Here is a 16,173-nt window from a genome sequence, read left to right as displayed (position 1 = left end):
TTGGGGCCGGGGGGGGGGGGGGGGGGCGGGGGCCGGGGGCGGGGGGGGGGGGGCGGCCCCGGGGGGCCCGGGGCGGGGGCCCCCGGGGGGGGGGGGGGGGGGGGCCCCACGACGCGCGGGCGACGGAGGGCCTGTGCCGACGGGTCGACGTGAGCGGGAGGGTGTCAGCCGGACACGACGCGGCCGCTGACCTCTCCCAGCCCGACCCGGGACCCGTCCGGTCCCGGAGCCCACGCCGAGAGGGTCACCACGTCGCCGTCCTCCAGGAACGCGCGCTTGCCGTCGGGGAGTTCCAGAGGCTCGCGGCCGTTCCAGGTCAGCTCCAGCAGGGAGCCCCGCTGACGCTCGTCCGGTCCGCTCACCGTGCCCGAGCCGTACAGGTCGCCGGTGCGCAGCGAGGCGCCGTTCACCGTCATATGGGCGAGCTGCTGGGCGGCGGTCCAGTACATGGTCGAGAAGGGCGGTTCCGACACCACATGACCGTTGATCGCGACGGAGATGCGCAGGTCGTAGCCGCCGGGCTCGATACCGGGGGCCGAGTCGTCCAGGTAGGGCAGCAGCGGGTGGGTGCGTTCCGGCGGTGTCACGCGCGCGTGCTCCAGCGCCTCCAGGGGGGTGATCCACGCCGACACCGAGGTGGCGAAGGACTTGCCGAGGAAGGGGCCGAGAGGGACGTACTCCCAGGCCTGGATGTCGCGCGCGGACCAGTCGTTCAGCAGGCACAGCCCGAAGACGTGCTCCCGGAAGCCGTCGAGCGGGACCGGGCCGCCCAGCCGCGAGGGCACGCCCACGACGAAGCCGACCTCCGCCTCGATGTCCAGCCGGACCGACGGGCCGAAGACGGGGGCGGGATCACCGGGGCCCTTGCGCTGCCCGGACGGCCGCCGTACGTCCGTGCCCGAGACGACGACCGTGCCGGACCGGCCGTGATAGCCGATCGGCAGGTGCTTCCAGTTGGGGGTGAGGGAGTCCTCCGCCTCCGGGCGGAAGATCTGGCCGACGTTCCTGGCGTGGTTCTCCGAGGCGTAGAAGTCGACGTAGTCGGCGACCTCGAAGGGCAGGTGGAGGGTGACCGACGACAAGGGGTGGAAGAGCGGTTCGACCTTCGGCCGGTGTGCCGGCTCCGTCACCCACTCGGTCAGCGCCTGCCGCACCTGCGACCAGACCGTGGGCCCGGCCGCCAGCAGGGGGTTGAGGGTGGGCCGCACAAGCAGGGAGCCGTGCGGTGAGCCGAGGGCGGCGGCCGCGGCGCCCGCGTCGAGAACGTGGTCCCCGAGCCGGACACCGACCCTCCGCTCCGTGCTGCCGGAGGGCGAGAACACGCCATAGGGAAGGTTGTGCGGGCCGAAGGGGTCGCCCTCGGGGACGTCGAAGGGGGGCATGGGGTGCTGCCTCGCTCTCATCCAGGCCATGCATGGCTCTGCGTTCCATGTGGTCGGGCCACACGTTACGGCCGGGATGCGTGTCTTGGGCAGTGCCCTCGGGCGTCACCTCGGGGAGCGGCCGAAAGTCATCGGAGGATGATCGGATGACGGCTCCGGCGCACGACCGCGTGAGGTGCCGCCGGGTGAGGCCGCGGAAGCCGGTCCGCCGCCCACCGCACCCCTTCCGAGCGGCGCTCTCCCGGGGCTGGACGGCACGTAAGTGCGCGCGATCACGGGTGAGTCGGCGAGGCGCGGTGTCCGTATTCTCTGATCATGGCACCCACCCCCGCGTACGCACTGATCGCCACCGACCTGGACGGGACGCTGTTGCGTGGCGACGACACGGTCTCCGACCGGTCGCTCGCCGCGCTCGCGCGGGTGGCGCGGGCGGGCGCCCGGCACCTGGTGGTCACGGGCTGGCCGGCCCCGCGGGTTCGGTCCCTGCTGGCGGGCCTCGGCCGCGCCGACCTCGCGGTGTGCGGACAGGGTGCCCAGCTCTACGACGCCGCGTCCGGCCGGCTGGTCTGGTCGGTCCGGCTGGACCGGGAACTGGCCGAGGCCGCGCTCGGCAAGATCGAGGCGGAGGTGGGGCAGGTCCACGCGGCCGTCGACCAGGACGGCGTGGACGGTCTCACGCTCGTCGAGCCCGGGTATCTGATGCCGCGCCCGACCCTGCCCGCGGTCCGGGTCGCCCGGCGCGACGACCTGTGGCGCGCGCCCATCAGCAAGGTGCTGCTGCGCCACGCCACCCTGACCGACGACGAGTTGGCGGCCGTCGCGCGGGCGGCGGTGGGCTCGCTGGCCACCGTCACCATGTCGGGGCCGGGGACCGTGGAGCTCCAGCCGCACGGGGTGACCAAGGCGACCGGTCTCGCGCTGGCCGCCGAACGGCTCGGGGTCGAGCCGGAACAGGCCCTCGCCTTCGGGGACATGCCCAATGACATCCCGATGTTCGACTGGGCGGCCCACGGGGTCGCCATGGCCAACGCGCATCCCGAACTCAAGGCGGTGGCCGATGAGATCACCCGGTCGAACGAGGACGACGGCATCGCCGTCGTCCTCGAAAAGATCTTCCCGACCGGCTGACCGGCTGACCGGTGACCGGCTGACCGGCACCTTCCCTACGTCGGTGCCGGTGCGCCGTCCCTCGGTGCGTGCCGCGTCAGTACGCGCCGAACACGTTGTCGATCGACCCGTAGCGCGCGGCCGCGTAGTTGCAGGCGGCGGTGATGTTCGCGACCGGGTCGTAGATGTTGAACGAGGTTCCGGCCACGTGGTACGCGTTGAAGGTCGGGTCGATGACCTGGAGCAGACCCTTGGACGGGATGCCCTTGGCCGCGTTGGAGTCCCACAGGTTGATGGCCGCCGGGTTGCCGGACGACTCCCGGATGATGTTGCGGTAGATGCCGTTGTAGGTACCCGGGATGTGCTTCTGGGCCATGATCGCGAGCGACTCGCGGATCCAGCCGTCGAGGTTGTTCGGGTAACCGGCGGGCGTGGTGGACGCGGTCTTGGCCGCCGGGGTGGCCGCGGAGGCGCTGGCCGCGCCGATCAGCGGAAGGGCGAGCACGGCGGCGCCGGTGCCGAGGACGGCGAGCTTGCGGACGAGGCGGTTGGAGCGAACGCGGCGGGGCTGAGCGGCAGCAGGCATGGGGAAGTTCCTCTCCGGCGCCTGCGAGGTGAGCTGTCGGGTTCGGGCGGGGAGGTGCCCGGTCGCGCTCCGGTAGAGCGCGACTTAACCCCTAGCCGTTCCGGTGCGACATGTGCCGTCCGGTCCGGCGACTTACCTGGTTCCCCCGCTCCTGCCCTGCGAATGAGTTCGTCGATGGGTATGCGGGTGGCGGCAGGATTAGGCGTCCACCCGATGGCCGGGAACGTATGCGAGAGCACATGTCGGGAACAAGCACCGGATTCATACAACGCACTATTTGACCTTGATCGGGGCCGTATGAGGTACTTGATCCTTTGCGGTTGCCAACCCTCAACTCGCCGATGGCAAACGGGAAAAGGTGTCTCCGGGCGGGTGGGGTGACGCCGGGGGCCACGTGACCCAACTCACGAAATAGCAAAACCCTGCAAATCAGACATGAGGGATTAGGGCGATTCGCTCCGAAAATTGGACAGTGGGGGGATCCGTGACGCGCCGTCGGTCGTTCTCGTCATGACCGGGGGCGCGCGGATGGGATCGGGCGGCGCGGGAAGAGGGGAGAGGAGGGGGGAGGGGGAGGAATGGATCGCGCGGGCGGATCCGGCCGTGGTCGCGCACCCCTCCGGGGGGTCCCGGCGGACGGCCGGCGGGGACGCCGCGCCGCTCCGCTCACCCCCAGGTCGCGACAAACCCCGCCGAGTCATGTTAAGTCGAGAGGTATCCGCCCTTACTATCCGATCAAAACCATACCGGTCATGATCCGATACGGCCCGGGCTGGACCGGTGGGCGCTATCGGTGATCGAAACAGGACCGGATACGCTGACTTGAGTGATGGCAGCGACCTATCGACAAACCGTGTAATCGCCAGCAGACACCAGCAGACAGGAGACCCCTCGTGACCGTCGTCGGGCCGTTCGGGCTGAGCGTGCGGGACCAGGCTCTGGAAGCCGATGTCCAGGTGGGATTGGCGGCTGTCGAGGAGGGGCTGCTCGAGGCCACGAAGAGCGAGGTCCCCTTCATCACGGAGGCCGCCCAGCACCTGGTGCGGGCCGGTGGGAAGCGGTTCCGGCCGCTGCTCGTGATGCTCGCGGCGCAGTTCGGCGATCCCTACGCGCCGGGCATCGTGCCGTCGGCCGTCGTCGTGGAGCTGACGCACCTCGCCACGCTGTATCACGACGACGTCATGGACGAGGCGGCCGTGCGGCGCGGCGTGGACAGCGCCAACACGCGCTGGGGCAACTCGGTCGCGGTCCTCACCGGGGACTTCCTCTTCGCCCGCGCCTCCCAGATCCTCGCCGACCTCGGCCCCGAGGCGGTCCGGGTGCAGGCCCTCGCGTTCGAGCGGCTGGTCACGGGCCAGATCCTGGAGACCGCCGGTCCCTCGGACGGCCGTGACCCCGTCGAGCACTACCTGGACGTGCTCAGCGGCAAGACGGGCTCCCTGGTGGCGGTCGCGTGCCGGTTCGGCGCGATGATGTCCGGCGCCGACGAGCGGGTCGTCGACGTCCTCACCCAGTACGGCGAACGGCTCGGGGTGGCCTTCCAGCTCGCGGACGACGTCCTAGACATCGCCTCCGACTCCCACGAGTCCGGCAAGACCCCGGGCACCGACCTGCGCGAGGGCATCCCGACCCTGCCGGTGCTGCGGCTGCGCGAGCGTGCCGCCCGCCTCGGGAAGCCCGAGGACATCGCCCTGTGCGAGCTGCTGGACTCCGACCTCAGTGACGACGCCCGGCACGCCGAGGCGCTGGCCGCGCTGCGCGCGCACCCCGCGCTGGAGCAGGCCCGCCGGGACACCGTCCGTTACGCGGAGGAGGCGCGGGCCGCGCTGGCCCCGCTGCGGGAGTGCGACGCCAAGACGTCCCTGCTGGAGCTCTGCGACGCCGTGGTGCACCGCGCTGGCTAGCCCCACCACCTGCGGCCTCACCGGGGCAGCGCACACCGGCGCTGCCCCCACCCGGGACGCCCCCACCGGCCACCCCGCAGGCCCAACCGGCCACCCCGCACGCCCCGGCGACCACTCCGCACGCCCCGGCGACCACACGGCATCCCGCACACACCCCGCGCCCGCGCCCCCGCCCCCGTCCTCGACCGCCTCCCCTCCCGCCCCGTCCCCTACGGGTCGGGATACCAGGGGACCCCGCGTGTCATACCCCAGGCGTACACGGAGTTGGCTCCGTGGTCTGACGCTTCGACACGGCGGATTTGGTCAGATGGAAACCACGGACATCACCACTCCTCACCGATTCGGGTGAGAATGGCGGCTTAGGTGGACCAGCGTGAGGACAGCCGCCGCGGACGACGGAGGTAAGGCACACATGGCACCGTACGAATCCGACGACGCACCGGCCGCCGCACGGGACGAGGACGCTCCCTCCGGCCGGCGCAAGGCCGCGCGGTACGCGGTCCCGGTCGCGGTGGTGGGGGTGGCGGCGGCCACGATCGGGCTGGTCCCGGCGCTCGCCGACTCCGGCGACCCCGACCTGCCCAGGATCAGCGCTCAACAGCTCGTGGAGAAGATCGCCAAGTCGGACGTACAGCAGCTGTCCGGCACCGTCCGGGTCAGCACCGACCTGGGACTGCCCGACCTCGGCGGGCTGGGCGGCGGCTTCGCCTCCGGGGCGACCCGGGGCTCCGGCGACGGCTCCTCCGCCGACCCGCGCGCCAAGCTGACCGAACTGGCCACCGGCACGCACACCCTGCGGGTGGCGGAAGACGGCCCGGACCGGCAGAAACTGTCCCTGCTTGAGCAGGGCGCCGAGTACAGCCTCATCCACGACGGCAAGGACGTCTGGGGCTACGACAGCAAGAGCAACCAGGTCTACCACTCCACCGACGCGGGCACCGGCAGGCACCACCAGGCCGAGCCGCCCTCCACGCCCAAGGACCTCGCCGACAAGGCGCTGAAGTCGGTGGACGACACCACGTCCGTCACCGTCGACGGCACCGAGCGGGTCGCCGGCCGCGACGCCTACAAGCTGCTGATCAAGCCCAGGCAGTCCGGCACCACGGTCGGCGCGATCAGCATCGCCGTGGACGCGAAGACGGGGCTGCCGCTGAAGTTCACGCTGACCCCGAGGAGCGGCGGCGCCGCCGTCGTCAACGCGGGCTTCACCCAGGTCTCCTTCGCGAAGCCCGCTGCCTCCACGTTCGACTTCACCCCGCCCAAGGGCGCCAAGGTCACCGAGGGGGACAAGGAGTCCGGGGCGCGGGAGCACGGCCCGAAGGCGGACCACGGCTTCGGCAAGGGCCGAGAGGGGGCCACGGTCCTCGGCAAGGGCTGGACCTCCGTCGTCACCTTCGACACCGGTGCCAAGGGCGGTCTGCCGACCGGCTCGGCGAGCGGTGCCGCCGGCGGCTTCCTCGACTCGCTCGGGGACAAGGTGTCCGGCAAGTTCGGCAAGGGCACCGTCTTCTCCACCCGCCTGGTCAACGCCCTGATCACCGACGACGGCAAGGTCTACGCCGGTGCGGTGACCAAGGACGCCCTGGTGAAGGCGGCCGACGCGGGGAAGTAACCCTTCCGGGCCCGACGAGACGAGGGGGAGCCGATGGACGGACCGTCCGCCGCGCGGCGGGAGGGGCCCGGCCCGGGGGGCGCGCCGGAGCGCGACCTCGGGCAGGCGGGGGCGAGCGTCATCGCCACGCACGGCCTCACCAAGCGCTACCGCGGCGGACAGCTCGCCGTAGACGGTCTCGACCTGACCGTCCCGGCGGGCAGCGTCTTCGGCTTCCTCGGCCCGAACGGCTCCGGCAAGACCACCACCATCCGCATGCTGATGGGCCTGATCGAGCCGACCGCGGGCACCGCCCGGGTGCTGGGCCGCCCCATGCCCGGATCGGCCCGCACGGTCCTGCCGCAGGTCGGCGCGCTGATCGAGGGCCCTGCGCTGTACGGCTTCCTGTCCGGCCGGGACAACCTGCTGCGCTACGACGCCGCCGATCCGACCGCCGACCCCCGCACCCGGCGTGCCCGCGTCGCCGCCGCACTGGACCGGGTGGGACTCGCGGCCGCCGCGGGCAAGAAGGCGAAGGCGTACTCGCTCGGCATGAAACAGCGTCTGGGCCTCGCCGCCGCGCTGCTCCGGTCGCGCAGACTGCTCGTGCTGGACGAGCCGACCAACGGGCTCGACCCGCAGGGGATGCGCGAGATCCGTGCCCTGATCAGGGAACTTGCCGCCGAAGGCACGACCGTCTTCCTCTCCTCCCACCTCCTCGACGAGATCGAGCAGGTGTGCACCCACGCGGCCGTCATGGCACAGGGCCGGCTGATCACCCAGGGCGCGGTGGCCGACCTGGCGGCCGGTGCCCGCGGCCGGCTGGTGGTGACCACTCCGGACGCCGTCGAGGCGGCCCGGGTGCTGAAGGAACAGGGCGTCACGGACGTCATCGCCGAGGGGGACCGGGTCACCGGCGAGCCGCCCGCCCGGGAGCTGTCCGAGGTGAGCGCCGCCCTGTTCGGCGCGGGGGTACGGGTCCGGGGATTCACGCTCGAACGGGCCTCGCTGGAGGACGCGTTCGTGGCCCTGACGGGGGAGGGTTTCGATGTCGCGGGCTGAGCCGGTCCCGGCGTCGGTGGCGCGCCGGCCGAGCCCCCTGTGGGCCTTCGGGCTGCTGCGCAACGAGGTCGTCACCACGCTCCGCCGCTGGCGCACGCTCGCCCTGCTCGCGGTGCTGGCGGCGGTGCCGGTGCTGGTCGGAATCGCGGTGCGGATCGAGACGAGCGGCGGCTCCCGAGCGGGCGGAGACGGCGGACAGGGCCCGGCGTTCATCTCGCAGATCACCAACAACGGCCTGTTCCTGGTGTTCACCTCGCTCGCCGCGACGCTGCCGTTCTTCCTGCCGATGGCCGTCGGCGTCGTCGCGGGCGACGCGATCGCGGGGGAGGCGGGCGCGGGCACCCTGCGCTATCTGCTGGTCGCGCCGGCCGGGCGCACCCGGCTGCTGCTGACCAAGTACGCGACCGTGCTGGCCTTCTGCGTACTGGCCACCCTGGTGGTGGCCGGCTCGGCGCTGATCGTCGGCGCCCTGCTCTTCCCGCTCGGCGATCTGACGACCATCTCCGGAACCCGGATCAGCTACGCCGAGGGACTCGGCCGGGCCCTGCTGATAGCGCTGGTCGTCGCCGCCTCGCTGGTCGGCGTGGCGGCCCTGGGCCTGTTCGTGTCGACGCTCACCAACAGCGGCATCGCGGCCATGGCGACCACCGTCGGCCTGCTCATCACCGTGCAGATCCTCGACCAGATACCCCAGCTGCACGCCATCCAGCCGTACCTCTTCCCGCACTACTGGCTGTCCTTCGCCGACCTGATGCGCGAGCCGGTCTACTGGGACGACCTGGTGCACAACCTCGGCCTACAGGCCCTGTACGCGGGCGTGTTCGGTTCGGCCGCCTGGGCACGGTTCACGGCCAGGGACATCAGCGCCTGACCGCCGGACCGCCGGACCGCCGGAACGCCGGACCGCCGCCCCACGCCGAGCCCGAGCCCCCTCAGGCGGCCTCATGCACCTCGTGCGGGAAGCGCGCGAGCGGCGCGTCCTGCGCGAAGAACGTCTTCGCGCGGGCCAGAGCCGCGGTGTCCCTCAGCACGTCGCCGCGCCCGCTGCCGTTGCCCAGCAGCACACCGCCGAAGCGCATGCCCAGATAGGCGGCGGAGTTGTTCAGGGTGCCCACGTAGGGGTCGGCGACGGACGGTTCGACGGCCGCGAGCGCGGCGACACCCCAGAGGGTGCGGCCGGCCATGGCCGCCCTGAAGTCGATCTCGGGGATGCGCAGCCAGGCGGACCAGTGATCCAGATAGGTCTTGGTGAGGCCGGACACCGAGTACCAGTACAGCGGCGAGGCGATCACGATGTCCGTGGCCGCGAGCGTGGCGTCCAGCGCCCGGCCGGCGGGGGTGTCCGCGGCCGGCCGTACGTGATCGCTGTCGTGCCGCAGGTCCACGAAGTCCGGCAGCGGGTTCTCGGCGAGGTGGATCCAGTCCTGTTCCACGTCACCGGGCAGCTGTTCGGCGGCCTTGCGGGCCAGCGACTCGGTGTTGCCCTCGGCGCGGGCGCTGCCCAGGACGAAGAGAAAGCGGCGGCTCATGGGTCCCCCAGGACGAGAAGTGGTGTCGAACGAAAATAAAGGCGTACGCATCTTATGCACATGCAAGCAAATTTGCCAGGGTGCGGCTGGTGCGATGCTGTGACGTCGTGGTGACGCGGAAGCCAGGGGGTAGACGACACACTGGTCCACAGGACGCGTACGACCGGATCGTGACGCCGGGGGAGTGAGGGAAACCGATGTCTCGACTCAGCTTCGAGAAGAAGCGGGTGCAGCAGCCCGGGACGCACACCTCGGTGGTGGCCGTCCGGGTGTTCGGCGCGGCGGGCGCGTCGGTGGGCGGGGCGCACGTCGTCGCGGCACCGGGTGAGGAGATCCAGCAGGCCGTGCTCAACCATCTCCAGCGCCTGGCCATCAGCCTCGGTGCCCCGATACGCGCCACGATCCACGACGAACGCGCCGGCTGCGTGGTCCCCCTGGAGGTCTCCACCGACGGCTCCAGCCGGATGACCGGGGAACCCGTCCGGGTGAGGGAGGGCGAGACGCCGGGCGCGCCGGCCGTACCCGCCGGGACGGCCGCACCGACCGCTTCCGCGCCGGCCCCGACAGGGCGGTTCGGCCCCCCGCCCGTCATGCCGGAACCCGGCCCCGCGCCGCTCACGGCGGAATCCGGCCCCTCACCCCTGGTGGCAAAACCGCTGCCCGCCGCGCCGCTGCCGGTGGAGCCGAGGCTGCTCTCCGTGCCCCTCCTGGGCCCGGTCGAGCCGGAGCCCGCCCACGTTCCCACCCCCACGCCGCCCCGGGGGTTCGACGCCGTCGCCGAGGAGATGCTCGGGGACGGCCCGGTGACCGAGACCGTGGAAGGGGCCGAGCTGCTCACCGAGCCCATGACGCGGATCAACGAGGCCGTGCGGGCAGGCCGTATCGAGGCGGCGGTGGAACTCGCCGACCGCACGGTCACCGAGGCGTCCGCGGTGCTGGGCCCCCGCCATGCCGAGGTGTTGCACCTGCGCGAGATGGCGGCGTACATCGCCTACCTCGCGGGCGACCCGGTCCGCGCCTTCCGCCTCTCCCTGGAGCTCGCCCGGCTGCGCCGCGCCGCGCTGGACGCGGGGGCGGCCTACGGCAACGTGCAGAGCGCGGCGACCGCGTGGCGCGCGGTGCGCGACCCCGAGGAGGGGCTGCGGATGGGCCGCGATCTGATCGAGCTGTGGGCCGACCTCACCGCCGAGCCGGGCCCCGCGGCCGAGGACCCCCGCCCCCTGGAGTCCGCCCGCGCCCGCATGCTCCGCCTGACCGACCGGGCGGCCCGCACGGCCCAGGCGTAGGAGCGCCACCGGCCGCGCGGCGGACATCCGGGCGTCCGGCGCGTGGTGGGCCCTGTGCACACGGAACTCGTGGTCCTCCGGGTCAGCCCCATCGCCACCCGGCCCGCGCGGCACCCGCGCGCCGAGGCTGCCGGGTCCCGGAGGGCGGGGCGGCCCGTGACCGGCTGCGCCGACCGACCGCGTCGACCTGCTACCGCCTCCCGGCCTCGCCGCTCCCGCCGCTCCCCGCGGCCTCGCCGGTGACGGCCATGGCCCCGTCCGGCCCCTGCGCCGCCCTCGCCCCGCCGCTCTTCGCGGCGAGCGTGCGTCTGGCCCGGCGTGCGGTGCGCAGCGCGTCGCCCGTGAGCAGCACCAGCGCCACCCAGACCAGCGCGAACCCGGCCCAGCGGGCGGGCGGCATGGCCTCGTGGAAGTAGAGGATGCCGAGCAGGAACTGGAAGACGGGGGTCAGGTACTGGAGGAGACCGAGCGTCGACAGGGGGACCCGGATCGCCGACGCGCCGAAGCAGACCAGCGGCAGCGCGGTGACGACGCCCGTGGAGGCGAGGAGGGCGGCGTGCCCGGTCCCGGCGTCGGCGAAGCTGCTCTCGCCGTGCGCGGCGAGCCACAGCAGATAGCCGAGGGCGGGCAGGAACTGGATGGCGGTCTCGGCGGCCAGCGACTCCACACCGCCGAGGTCCACCTTCTTCTTCACCAGACCGTAGGTGGCGAAGGAGAAGGCGAGGCAGAGCGAGATCCACGGCGGGTGGCCGTAGCCGATGGTCAGCACGACGACGGCGACGAGGCCGGTCGCCACCGCCACCCACTGCGCGGGCCGCAGCCGCTCCTTCAGCAGCAGCACACCCATCCCGATGGTGACCAGCGGGTTGATGAAGTACCCGAGCGAGGCCTCGACGACATGGCCGGAGTTCACCGCCCAGATGTAGACGCCCCAGTTCACGGTGATGAAGGCCGCCGCCACGGCGACCAGCCCGAGCCGGCGCGGCCGGCGCAGCAGTTCCCCGGCCCAGGCCCAGCGCCGCAGGAAGAGCAGGGCGATCACGACGAACCCCAGGGACCACACCATGCGGTGAGCGAGGATCTCCGCCGCCCCGGCGGGTTCGAGCAGCGGCCAGTACAGGGGGACCAGCCCCCACATGCCATAGGCGGCGAAGCCGTTCAGCAGGCCTATTCGGTGCTCGGCCTCGGGTGTCCCGGTCACGGGCCCCTCCCTCTCCACGTCGGCTACGCCCGACCGACGGTAGCGCCGAGCACCCTCGCCTGTCATGCCCGTATCGCCATACGGTCATGACAGTCGAGGTGGAGGTGCGGCTCAGTCACCGAGCGCGGCGGCGATCGCCTCGGCGAGGGGAGTGGTGGGGCGGCCGATGAGCCGGGACAGGTCACCGCTCGCGACGACCAGCTCGCCCTTCTCGATCGACGCGTCGACGCCCGCGAAGATCTCGGCGAACGGTGCCGGCATGCCCGCGCCGCTCAGGATGTCCTTGAGCGCGTCGCCGGTGACGGCGCTGTAGACGATCTTCCGGCCGGTCTGCCGGCTCAGCTCGGCCGCGTACTCGGCGAAGCTCCACGCCACGTCGCCGCCCAGCTCGTACGTGGCGTTCTCATGGCCGGTGCCGGTGAGCACCGCCACCGCGGCGGCCGCGTAGTCGGCGCGCGTGGCCGAGGAGACCCGGCCCTCGCCGGCCGCCGCGACGACCGCGTCGTGCTCCAGTACCGGGGCCAGGTTCTCGGTGTAGTTCTCGTGGTACCAGCCGTTGCGCAGCAGCGTGTACGGCAGCCCCGAGGCGAGCAGCACCCGCTCGGTGGCCCGGTGGTCGTCCGCGAGCGCGGCGGTCAGGGTGCCGGGGGCGCTGGTGTACGCGAGCAGCGCCACACCCGCCGCCTTCGCCGCGTCGATGACGACCTGGTGCTGGCGCACCCGGCCCTCGCCGAACTCGTTGCCCGAGATCAGCAGAACCCTGTCGCCGGCCGCGAACAGGCCGTCGAAGGTCTCGGGCGCGTTGTAGTCGGCGACGGCGATCCGCACTCCGCGGGCGGCGAGGCCGGCGGCCTTGTGCTCGTCGCGTACGACCGCGGTGATCTCCTGCGCCGGGACCCTCTCCAGCAACTGCTCCACGACGTGGCGGCCAAGCTGTCCGGTGGCTCCGGTGACGACGATGCTCATGCTGAGGACTCCTCGTGAGGGTGACTGTCGCACTCACTGTAAGAGCCACACTTTCGATCTGAAAGTACCCACTTTGAAGTAAGGTACGGTCATGACGGTAAGTACCCCGCGGGCCCGCACCGGAGCCGGCACCGAGGCCCTGTGCCCCTACCGGCTCGTCCTGGAGCACCTCACCAGCCGCTGGGGCGTGCTGGTCCTGATCGAGCTGCTGGAGGGCTCGCGGCGGTACGGCGAACTGCGCCGGGCCATCGGCGAGGTGGGGCGCGTCAGCGAGAAGATGCTCACCCAGACCCTGCAGACCCTGGAACGCGACGGCCTGGTCCACCGGGACGCCAGGCCGGTCATCCCGCCACGCGTCGACTACTCGCTCACCGCACTCGGCCGCGAGGCGGCGGAACAGGTGCGCTCCCTGGCCCGGTGGACCGAGGACCGCATGGACGAGGTGGAGCGGGCCCGCCGGACGTACGACGAGGCCCGGGAACAGCGGTCCCGGGCCTCCTGAACGGCGCGGCGCCGGCCGAACCGGCGCCGGAGCGTTCAGCCGACGACCGTCCAGGTGTCGCCACCGGCGAGCAGCGCCGCCAGGTCGCCCTTGCCCCGCTGCTCGATCGCGCTGTCGAGCTGATCGGCCATCTCGGTGTCGTACACCGGCCGTTCCACCGAGCGGAAGACACCGATCGGGGTGTGGTGCAGGGTGTCCGGGTCGGCGAGCCGGGACAGGGCGAAGGCGGTCGTCGGGGACGCGTTGTGCGCGTCGTGGACGATGATGTCCGCCTCGTTCTCCGCGGTCACCGCCACCACCTTCAGGTCGCCGCTCCGCCGCTCGCGTACGACACCGTGCGCGCCGTCGGCCCCGAACCGGACCGGCTGCCCGTGCTCCAGCCGGATCAGCGCCTCCTCGGCCCGCTGCTTGTCCTTCAGGGCGTCGAAGGCGCCGTCGTTGAAGATGTTGCAGTTCTGGTAGATCTCGATCAGCGCGGTGCCCGGGTGCTCGGCGGCGGCGCGCAGCACCTCGGTCAGATGCTTGCGGTCGGAGTCGATCGTGCGCGCGACGAAGGACGCCTCCGCGCCGATCGCCAGCGACACCGGGTTGAACGGCGCGTCCAGCGAGCCCATCGGCGTCGACTTGGTGACCTTGCCGACCTCGGACGTCGGCGAGTACTGGCCCTTGGTCAGCCCGTAGATCCGGTTGTTGAACAGCAGGATCTTCAGGTTCACGTTGCGCCGCAGGGCGTGGATCAGATGGTTGCCGCCGATCGACAGCGCGTCGCCGTCACCGGTGACCACCCACACGCTCAGGTCCCGGCGGGAGGAGGCCAGACCGGTCGCGATGGCGGGGGCACGGCCGTGGATCGAGTGCATCCCGTAGGTGTTCATGTAGTACGGGAAGCGGGACGAGCAGCCGATGCCGGAGACGAAGACGATGTTCTCCCTCGCCAGCCCCAGCTCGGGCATGAAGCCCTGCACGGCGGCCAGGATCGCGTAGTCACCGCACCCCGGGCACCAGCGCACCTCCTGGTCCGACTTGAAGTCCTTCATCGACTGCTTGGCCTCGGCCTTGGGGACCAGGTGCAGTAGACCGTTGCCGACGTCAGTCATCGATGGCCTCCTTCAGCGCCTTGGCGAGCTGTTCCGCCTTGAACGGCATGCCGTTGACCTGGTTGTAGGAGTGGGCGTCGACCAGGTATCTCGCGCGGATCAGGGTGGCCAGCTGCCCCAGGTTCATCTCCGGGACGACCACCCGGTCGTACTGCTTCAGCACGTGTCCGAGGTTGCGCGGGAAGGGGTTGAGATGGCGCAGATGCGCCTGGGCGATGGACTCGCCGGCCGTGCGCAGCCGCCGTACCGCCGCGGTGATCGGGCCGTACGTCGAACCCCAGCCGAGGACCAGCGTCCTCGCGCCGTGCGGGTCGTCGACCTCGACGTCCGGCACCTCGATCCCGTCGATCTTGGCCTGGCGGGTACGGACCATGAGGTCGTGGTTGGCCGGGTCGTAGGAGATGTTGCCCGAGCCGTCCTGTTTCTCGATGCCGCCGATGCGATGCTCCAGACCCGGCGTGCCCGGGACCGCCCACGGCCGGGCCAGGGTCAGCGGGTCCCGCTTGTAGGGCCAGAAGACCTCGCTGCCGTCCGCCAGGGTGTGGTTCGGACCGGAGGCGAACCGCACGCGCAGGTCCGGCAGTTCCTCCAGGTCCGGGATCCGCCACGGCTCCGAACCGTTGGCCAGATAGCCGTCGGAGAGCAGGAAGACGGGCGTCCGGTACGTCAGCGCGATCCGGGCCGCCTCCAACGCCGCGTCGAAGCAGTCGGCCGGGGTCCGGGGCGCGACCACCGGGACCGGGGCCTCGCCGTTGCGGCCGTACATCGCCTGCAGCAGGTCGGCCTGCTCCGTCTTGGTCGGCAGCCCGGTCGACGGGCCGCCGCGCTGGATGTCGACCACCAGCAGCGGCAGCTCCAGCGAGACCGCGAGCCCGATCGTCTCCGACTTCAGGGCCACGCCCGGACCGGACGTCGTCGTGACCGCCAGCGAGCCGCCGAACGCCGCGCCCAGCGCCGCGCCGATGCCCGCGATCTCGTCCTCCGCCTGGAAGGTGCGCACACCGAAGTTCTTGTGCCGGCTCAGCTCGTGCAGGATGTCCGAGGCCGGCGTGATCGGGTACGAGCCCAGGTACAGCGGGAGGTCCGCCTGCTGCGAGGCCGCGATCAGACCGTAGGCCAGGGCGAGGTTGCCGGAGATGTTCCGGTAGGTGCCGACCGGGAAGGCCTTGGCGGCCGGGGCGACCTCGTAGGAGACCGCGAAGTCCTCCGTCGTCTCGCCGAAGTTCCAGCCCGCCCGGTACGCGGCGATGTTGGCCTCCGCGATCTCCGGCTTCTTCGCGAACTTCGTCCTCAGGAACTTCTCGGTGCCCTCGGTGGGCCGGTGGTACATCCAGGACAGCAGGCCCAGCGCGAACATGTTCTTGCTGCGCTCGGCCTCCTTGCGGGAGAGGTCGAACTCCTTCAGGGCCTCGACCGTCAGCGTGGTCAGCGGCACCGGGTGCAGGTGGTAGCCGTCGAGCGAACCGTCCTCCAGCGGCGAGCTGTCCCAGCCCACCTTCTGCAGGGCACGCTTGCTGAACTCGTCCGTGTTGACGATGATCTCGGCGCCGCGCGGCACGTCGCCGATGTTGGCCTTCAGAGCGGCCGGGTTCATCGCGACCAGCACGTTCGGCGCGTCGCCCGGGGTGAGGATGTCGTGGTCGGCGAAGTGGAGCTGGAAGCTGGAGACGCCGGGCAGGGTGCCGGCGGGCGCGCGGATCTCGGCGGGGAAGTTCGGCAGGGTCGAGAGGTCGTTGCCGAAGGACGCGGTCTCCGAGGTGAACCGGTCACCGGTGAGCTGCATGCCGTCACCCGAGTCCCCCGCGAACCGGATGATCACCCGGTTCAGGCGCCGCACGCCCTTCGCTCCGCCCGGTTCGCGCTGCTCTCCCACGACACTGTCGTCGGCTTGCTCCATTGGGCTGCTGACCTGGCTGGTCACTGAACTGGACCTCCTTCGAGGCGGCTGTCCGGGGACGTG

Annotated in this window: 14 protein-coding genes and 1 riboswitch; of the genes, 7 read left to right on the top strand and 7 right to left on the bottom strand. The window is 71.9% G+C overall.

Going from position 1 to position 16,173, the window contains the following annotated elements:
- Positions 1-164: 164 nt before the first annotated feature.
- Positions 165-1,382 (bottom strand): fumarylacetoacetase, encoded by a 1,218-nt coding sequence (gene fahA / locus ACIBA9_RS24945; protein ID WP_399366263.1) that lies wholly within the window; start codon positions 1,380-1,382, stop codon positions 165-167.
- Between the two features lie 315 nt (positions 1,383-1,697).
- On the opposite strand from fahA, the gene ACIBA9_RS24940 reads away from it, so the two are divergent.
- Positions 1,698-2,510, top strand: coding sequence for an HAD family hydrolase (locus ACIBA9_RS24940; RefSeq protein WP_399366261.1), 813 nt, complete (start codon positions 1,698-1,700; stop codon positions 2,508-2,510).
- Positions 2,511-2,586: 76 nt separating this feature from the next.
- Here the strand turns inward: ACIBA9_RS24940 and ACIBA9_RS24935 are convergent, their stop codons facing one another.
- Positions 2,587-3,075 carry a transglycosylase SLT domain-containing protein gene (locus ACIBA9_RS24935; protein ID WP_399366259.1) on the bottom strand — a complete coding sequence of 163 codons (489 nt, stop codon included), beginning with the start codon at positions 3,073-3,075 and terminating at the stop codon, positions 2,587-2,589.
- Positions 3,076-3,078: 3 nt separating this feature from the next.
- Positions 3,079-3,259, bottom strand: a riboswitch (cyclic di-AMP (ydaO/yuaA leader).
- A gap of 709 nt (positions 3,260-3,968) precedes the next feature.
- On the opposite strand from ACIBA9_RS24935, the gene ACIBA9_RS24930 reads away from it, so the two are divergent.
- The 4 genes from ACIBA9_RS24930 to ACIBA9_RS24915 all read left to right on the top strand — a co-directional run bounded on the left by ACIBA9_RS24930 (position 3,969) and on the right by ACIBA9_RS24915 (position 8,503).
- Positions 3,969-4,979, top strand: a complete 1,011-nt coding sequence (locus tag ACIBA9_RS24930; RefSeq protein WP_362154969.1) for a polyprenyl synthetase family protein — start codon at positions 3,969-3,971, stop codon at positions 4,977-4,979.
- A 412-nt stretch (positions 4,980-5,391) separates the two neighbouring features.
- Positions 5,392-6,591, top strand: coding sequence for an outer membrane lipoprotein carrier protein LolA (locus tag ACIBA9_RS24925; RefSeq protein WP_399366257.1), 1,200 nt, complete (start codon positions 5,392-5,394; stop codon positions 6,589-6,591).
- Between the two features lie 33 nt (positions 6,592-6,624).
- Complete coding sequence (locus tag ACIBA9_RS24920) at positions 6,625-7,632, top strand: ABC transporter ATP-binding protein (protein WP_399366255.1); 1,008 nt, start codon at positions 6,625-6,627, stop codon at positions 7,630-7,632.
- Positions 7,619-8,503, top strand: a complete 885-nt coding sequence (locus ACIBA9_RS24915; protein ID WP_399366253.1) for an ABC transporter permease — start codon at positions 7,619-7,621, stop codon at positions 8,501-8,503. The genes ACIBA9_RS24920 and ACIBA9_RS24915 overlap by 14 nt, the downstream gene beginning before the upstream one ends.
- Positions 8,504-8,564: 61 nt before the next feature.
- Here the strand turns inward: ACIBA9_RS24915 and ACIBA9_RS24910 are convergent, their stop codons facing one another.
- Entirely contained in the window at positions 8,565-9,161 is a 597-nt protein-coding gene (locus ACIBA9_RS24910) for a flavodoxin family protein (protein WP_399366251.1), read from the bottom strand.
- A gap of 197 nt (positions 9,162-9,358) precedes the next feature.
- Between ACIBA9_RS24910 and ACIBA9_RS24905 the strand changes: the two genes are divergently transcribed.
- Positions 9,359-10,447 (top strand): hypothetical protein, encoded by a 1,089-nt coding sequence (locus ACIBA9_RS24905; RefSeq protein WP_399366249.1) that lies wholly within the window; start codon positions 9,359-9,361, stop codon positions 10,445-10,447.
- A gap of 190 nt (positions 10,448-10,637) precedes the next feature.
- On the opposite strand, the gene rarD is transcribed toward ACIBA9_RS24905, so the two are convergent.
- Together rarD and ACIBA9_RS24895 are read right to left on the bottom strand one after the other, a co-directional pair.
- Entirely contained in the window at positions 10,638-11,648 is a 1,011-nt protein-coding gene (rarD, locus tag ACIBA9_RS24900; protein ID WP_399366247.1) for an EamA family transporter RarD, read from the bottom strand.
- 111 nt (positions 11,649-11,759) lie between these two features.
- Positions 11,760-12,614: an SDR family oxidoreductase gene (locus ACIBA9_RS24895; protein WP_399366245.1), complete on the bottom strand. Its 855-nt coding sequence runs from the start codon at positions 12,612-12,614 to the stop codon at positions 11,760-11,762.
- A 91-nt stretch (positions 12,615-12,705) separates the two neighbouring features.
- Here ACIBA9_RS24895 and ACIBA9_RS24890 point away from each other — a divergent pair, with 91 nt between their 5' ends.
- Positions 12,706-13,116: a winged helix-turn-helix transcriptional regulator gene (locus ACIBA9_RS24890; protein ID WP_393899597.1), complete on the top strand. Its 411-nt coding sequence runs from the start codon at positions 12,706-12,708 to the stop codon at positions 13,114-13,116.
- A gap of 35 nt (positions 13,117-13,151) precedes the next feature.
- Here ACIBA9_RS24890 and ACIBA9_RS24885 read toward each other — a convergent pair whose 3' ends face one another.
- Positions 13,152-14,213 carry a 2-oxoacid:ferredoxin oxidoreductase subunit beta gene (locus ACIBA9_RS24885; RefSeq protein ID WP_399366243.1) on the bottom strand — a complete coding sequence of 354 codons (1,062 nt, stop codon included), beginning with the start codon at positions 14,211-14,213 and terminating at the stop codon, positions 13,152-13,154.
- Positions 14,206-16,134, bottom strand: coding sequence for a 2-oxoacid:acceptor oxidoreductase subunit alpha (locus ACIBA9_RS24880; RefSeq protein WP_399366241.1), 1,929 nt, complete (start codon positions 16,132-16,134; stop codon positions 14,206-14,208). Before ACIBA9_RS24880 ends, ACIBA9_RS24885 begins: the two co-directional genes overlap by 8 nt.
- Positions 16,135-16,173: the final 39 nt, after the last annotated feature.

The sequence above is a fragment of the Streptomyces sp. NPDC051452 genome (assembly GCF_044454765.1).
Classification (GTDB): Bacteria; Actinomycetota; Actinomycetes; order Streptomycetales; family Streptomycetaceae; genus Streptomyces.
This window is presented reverse-complemented; position numbering and strand designations above follow the sequence as displayed.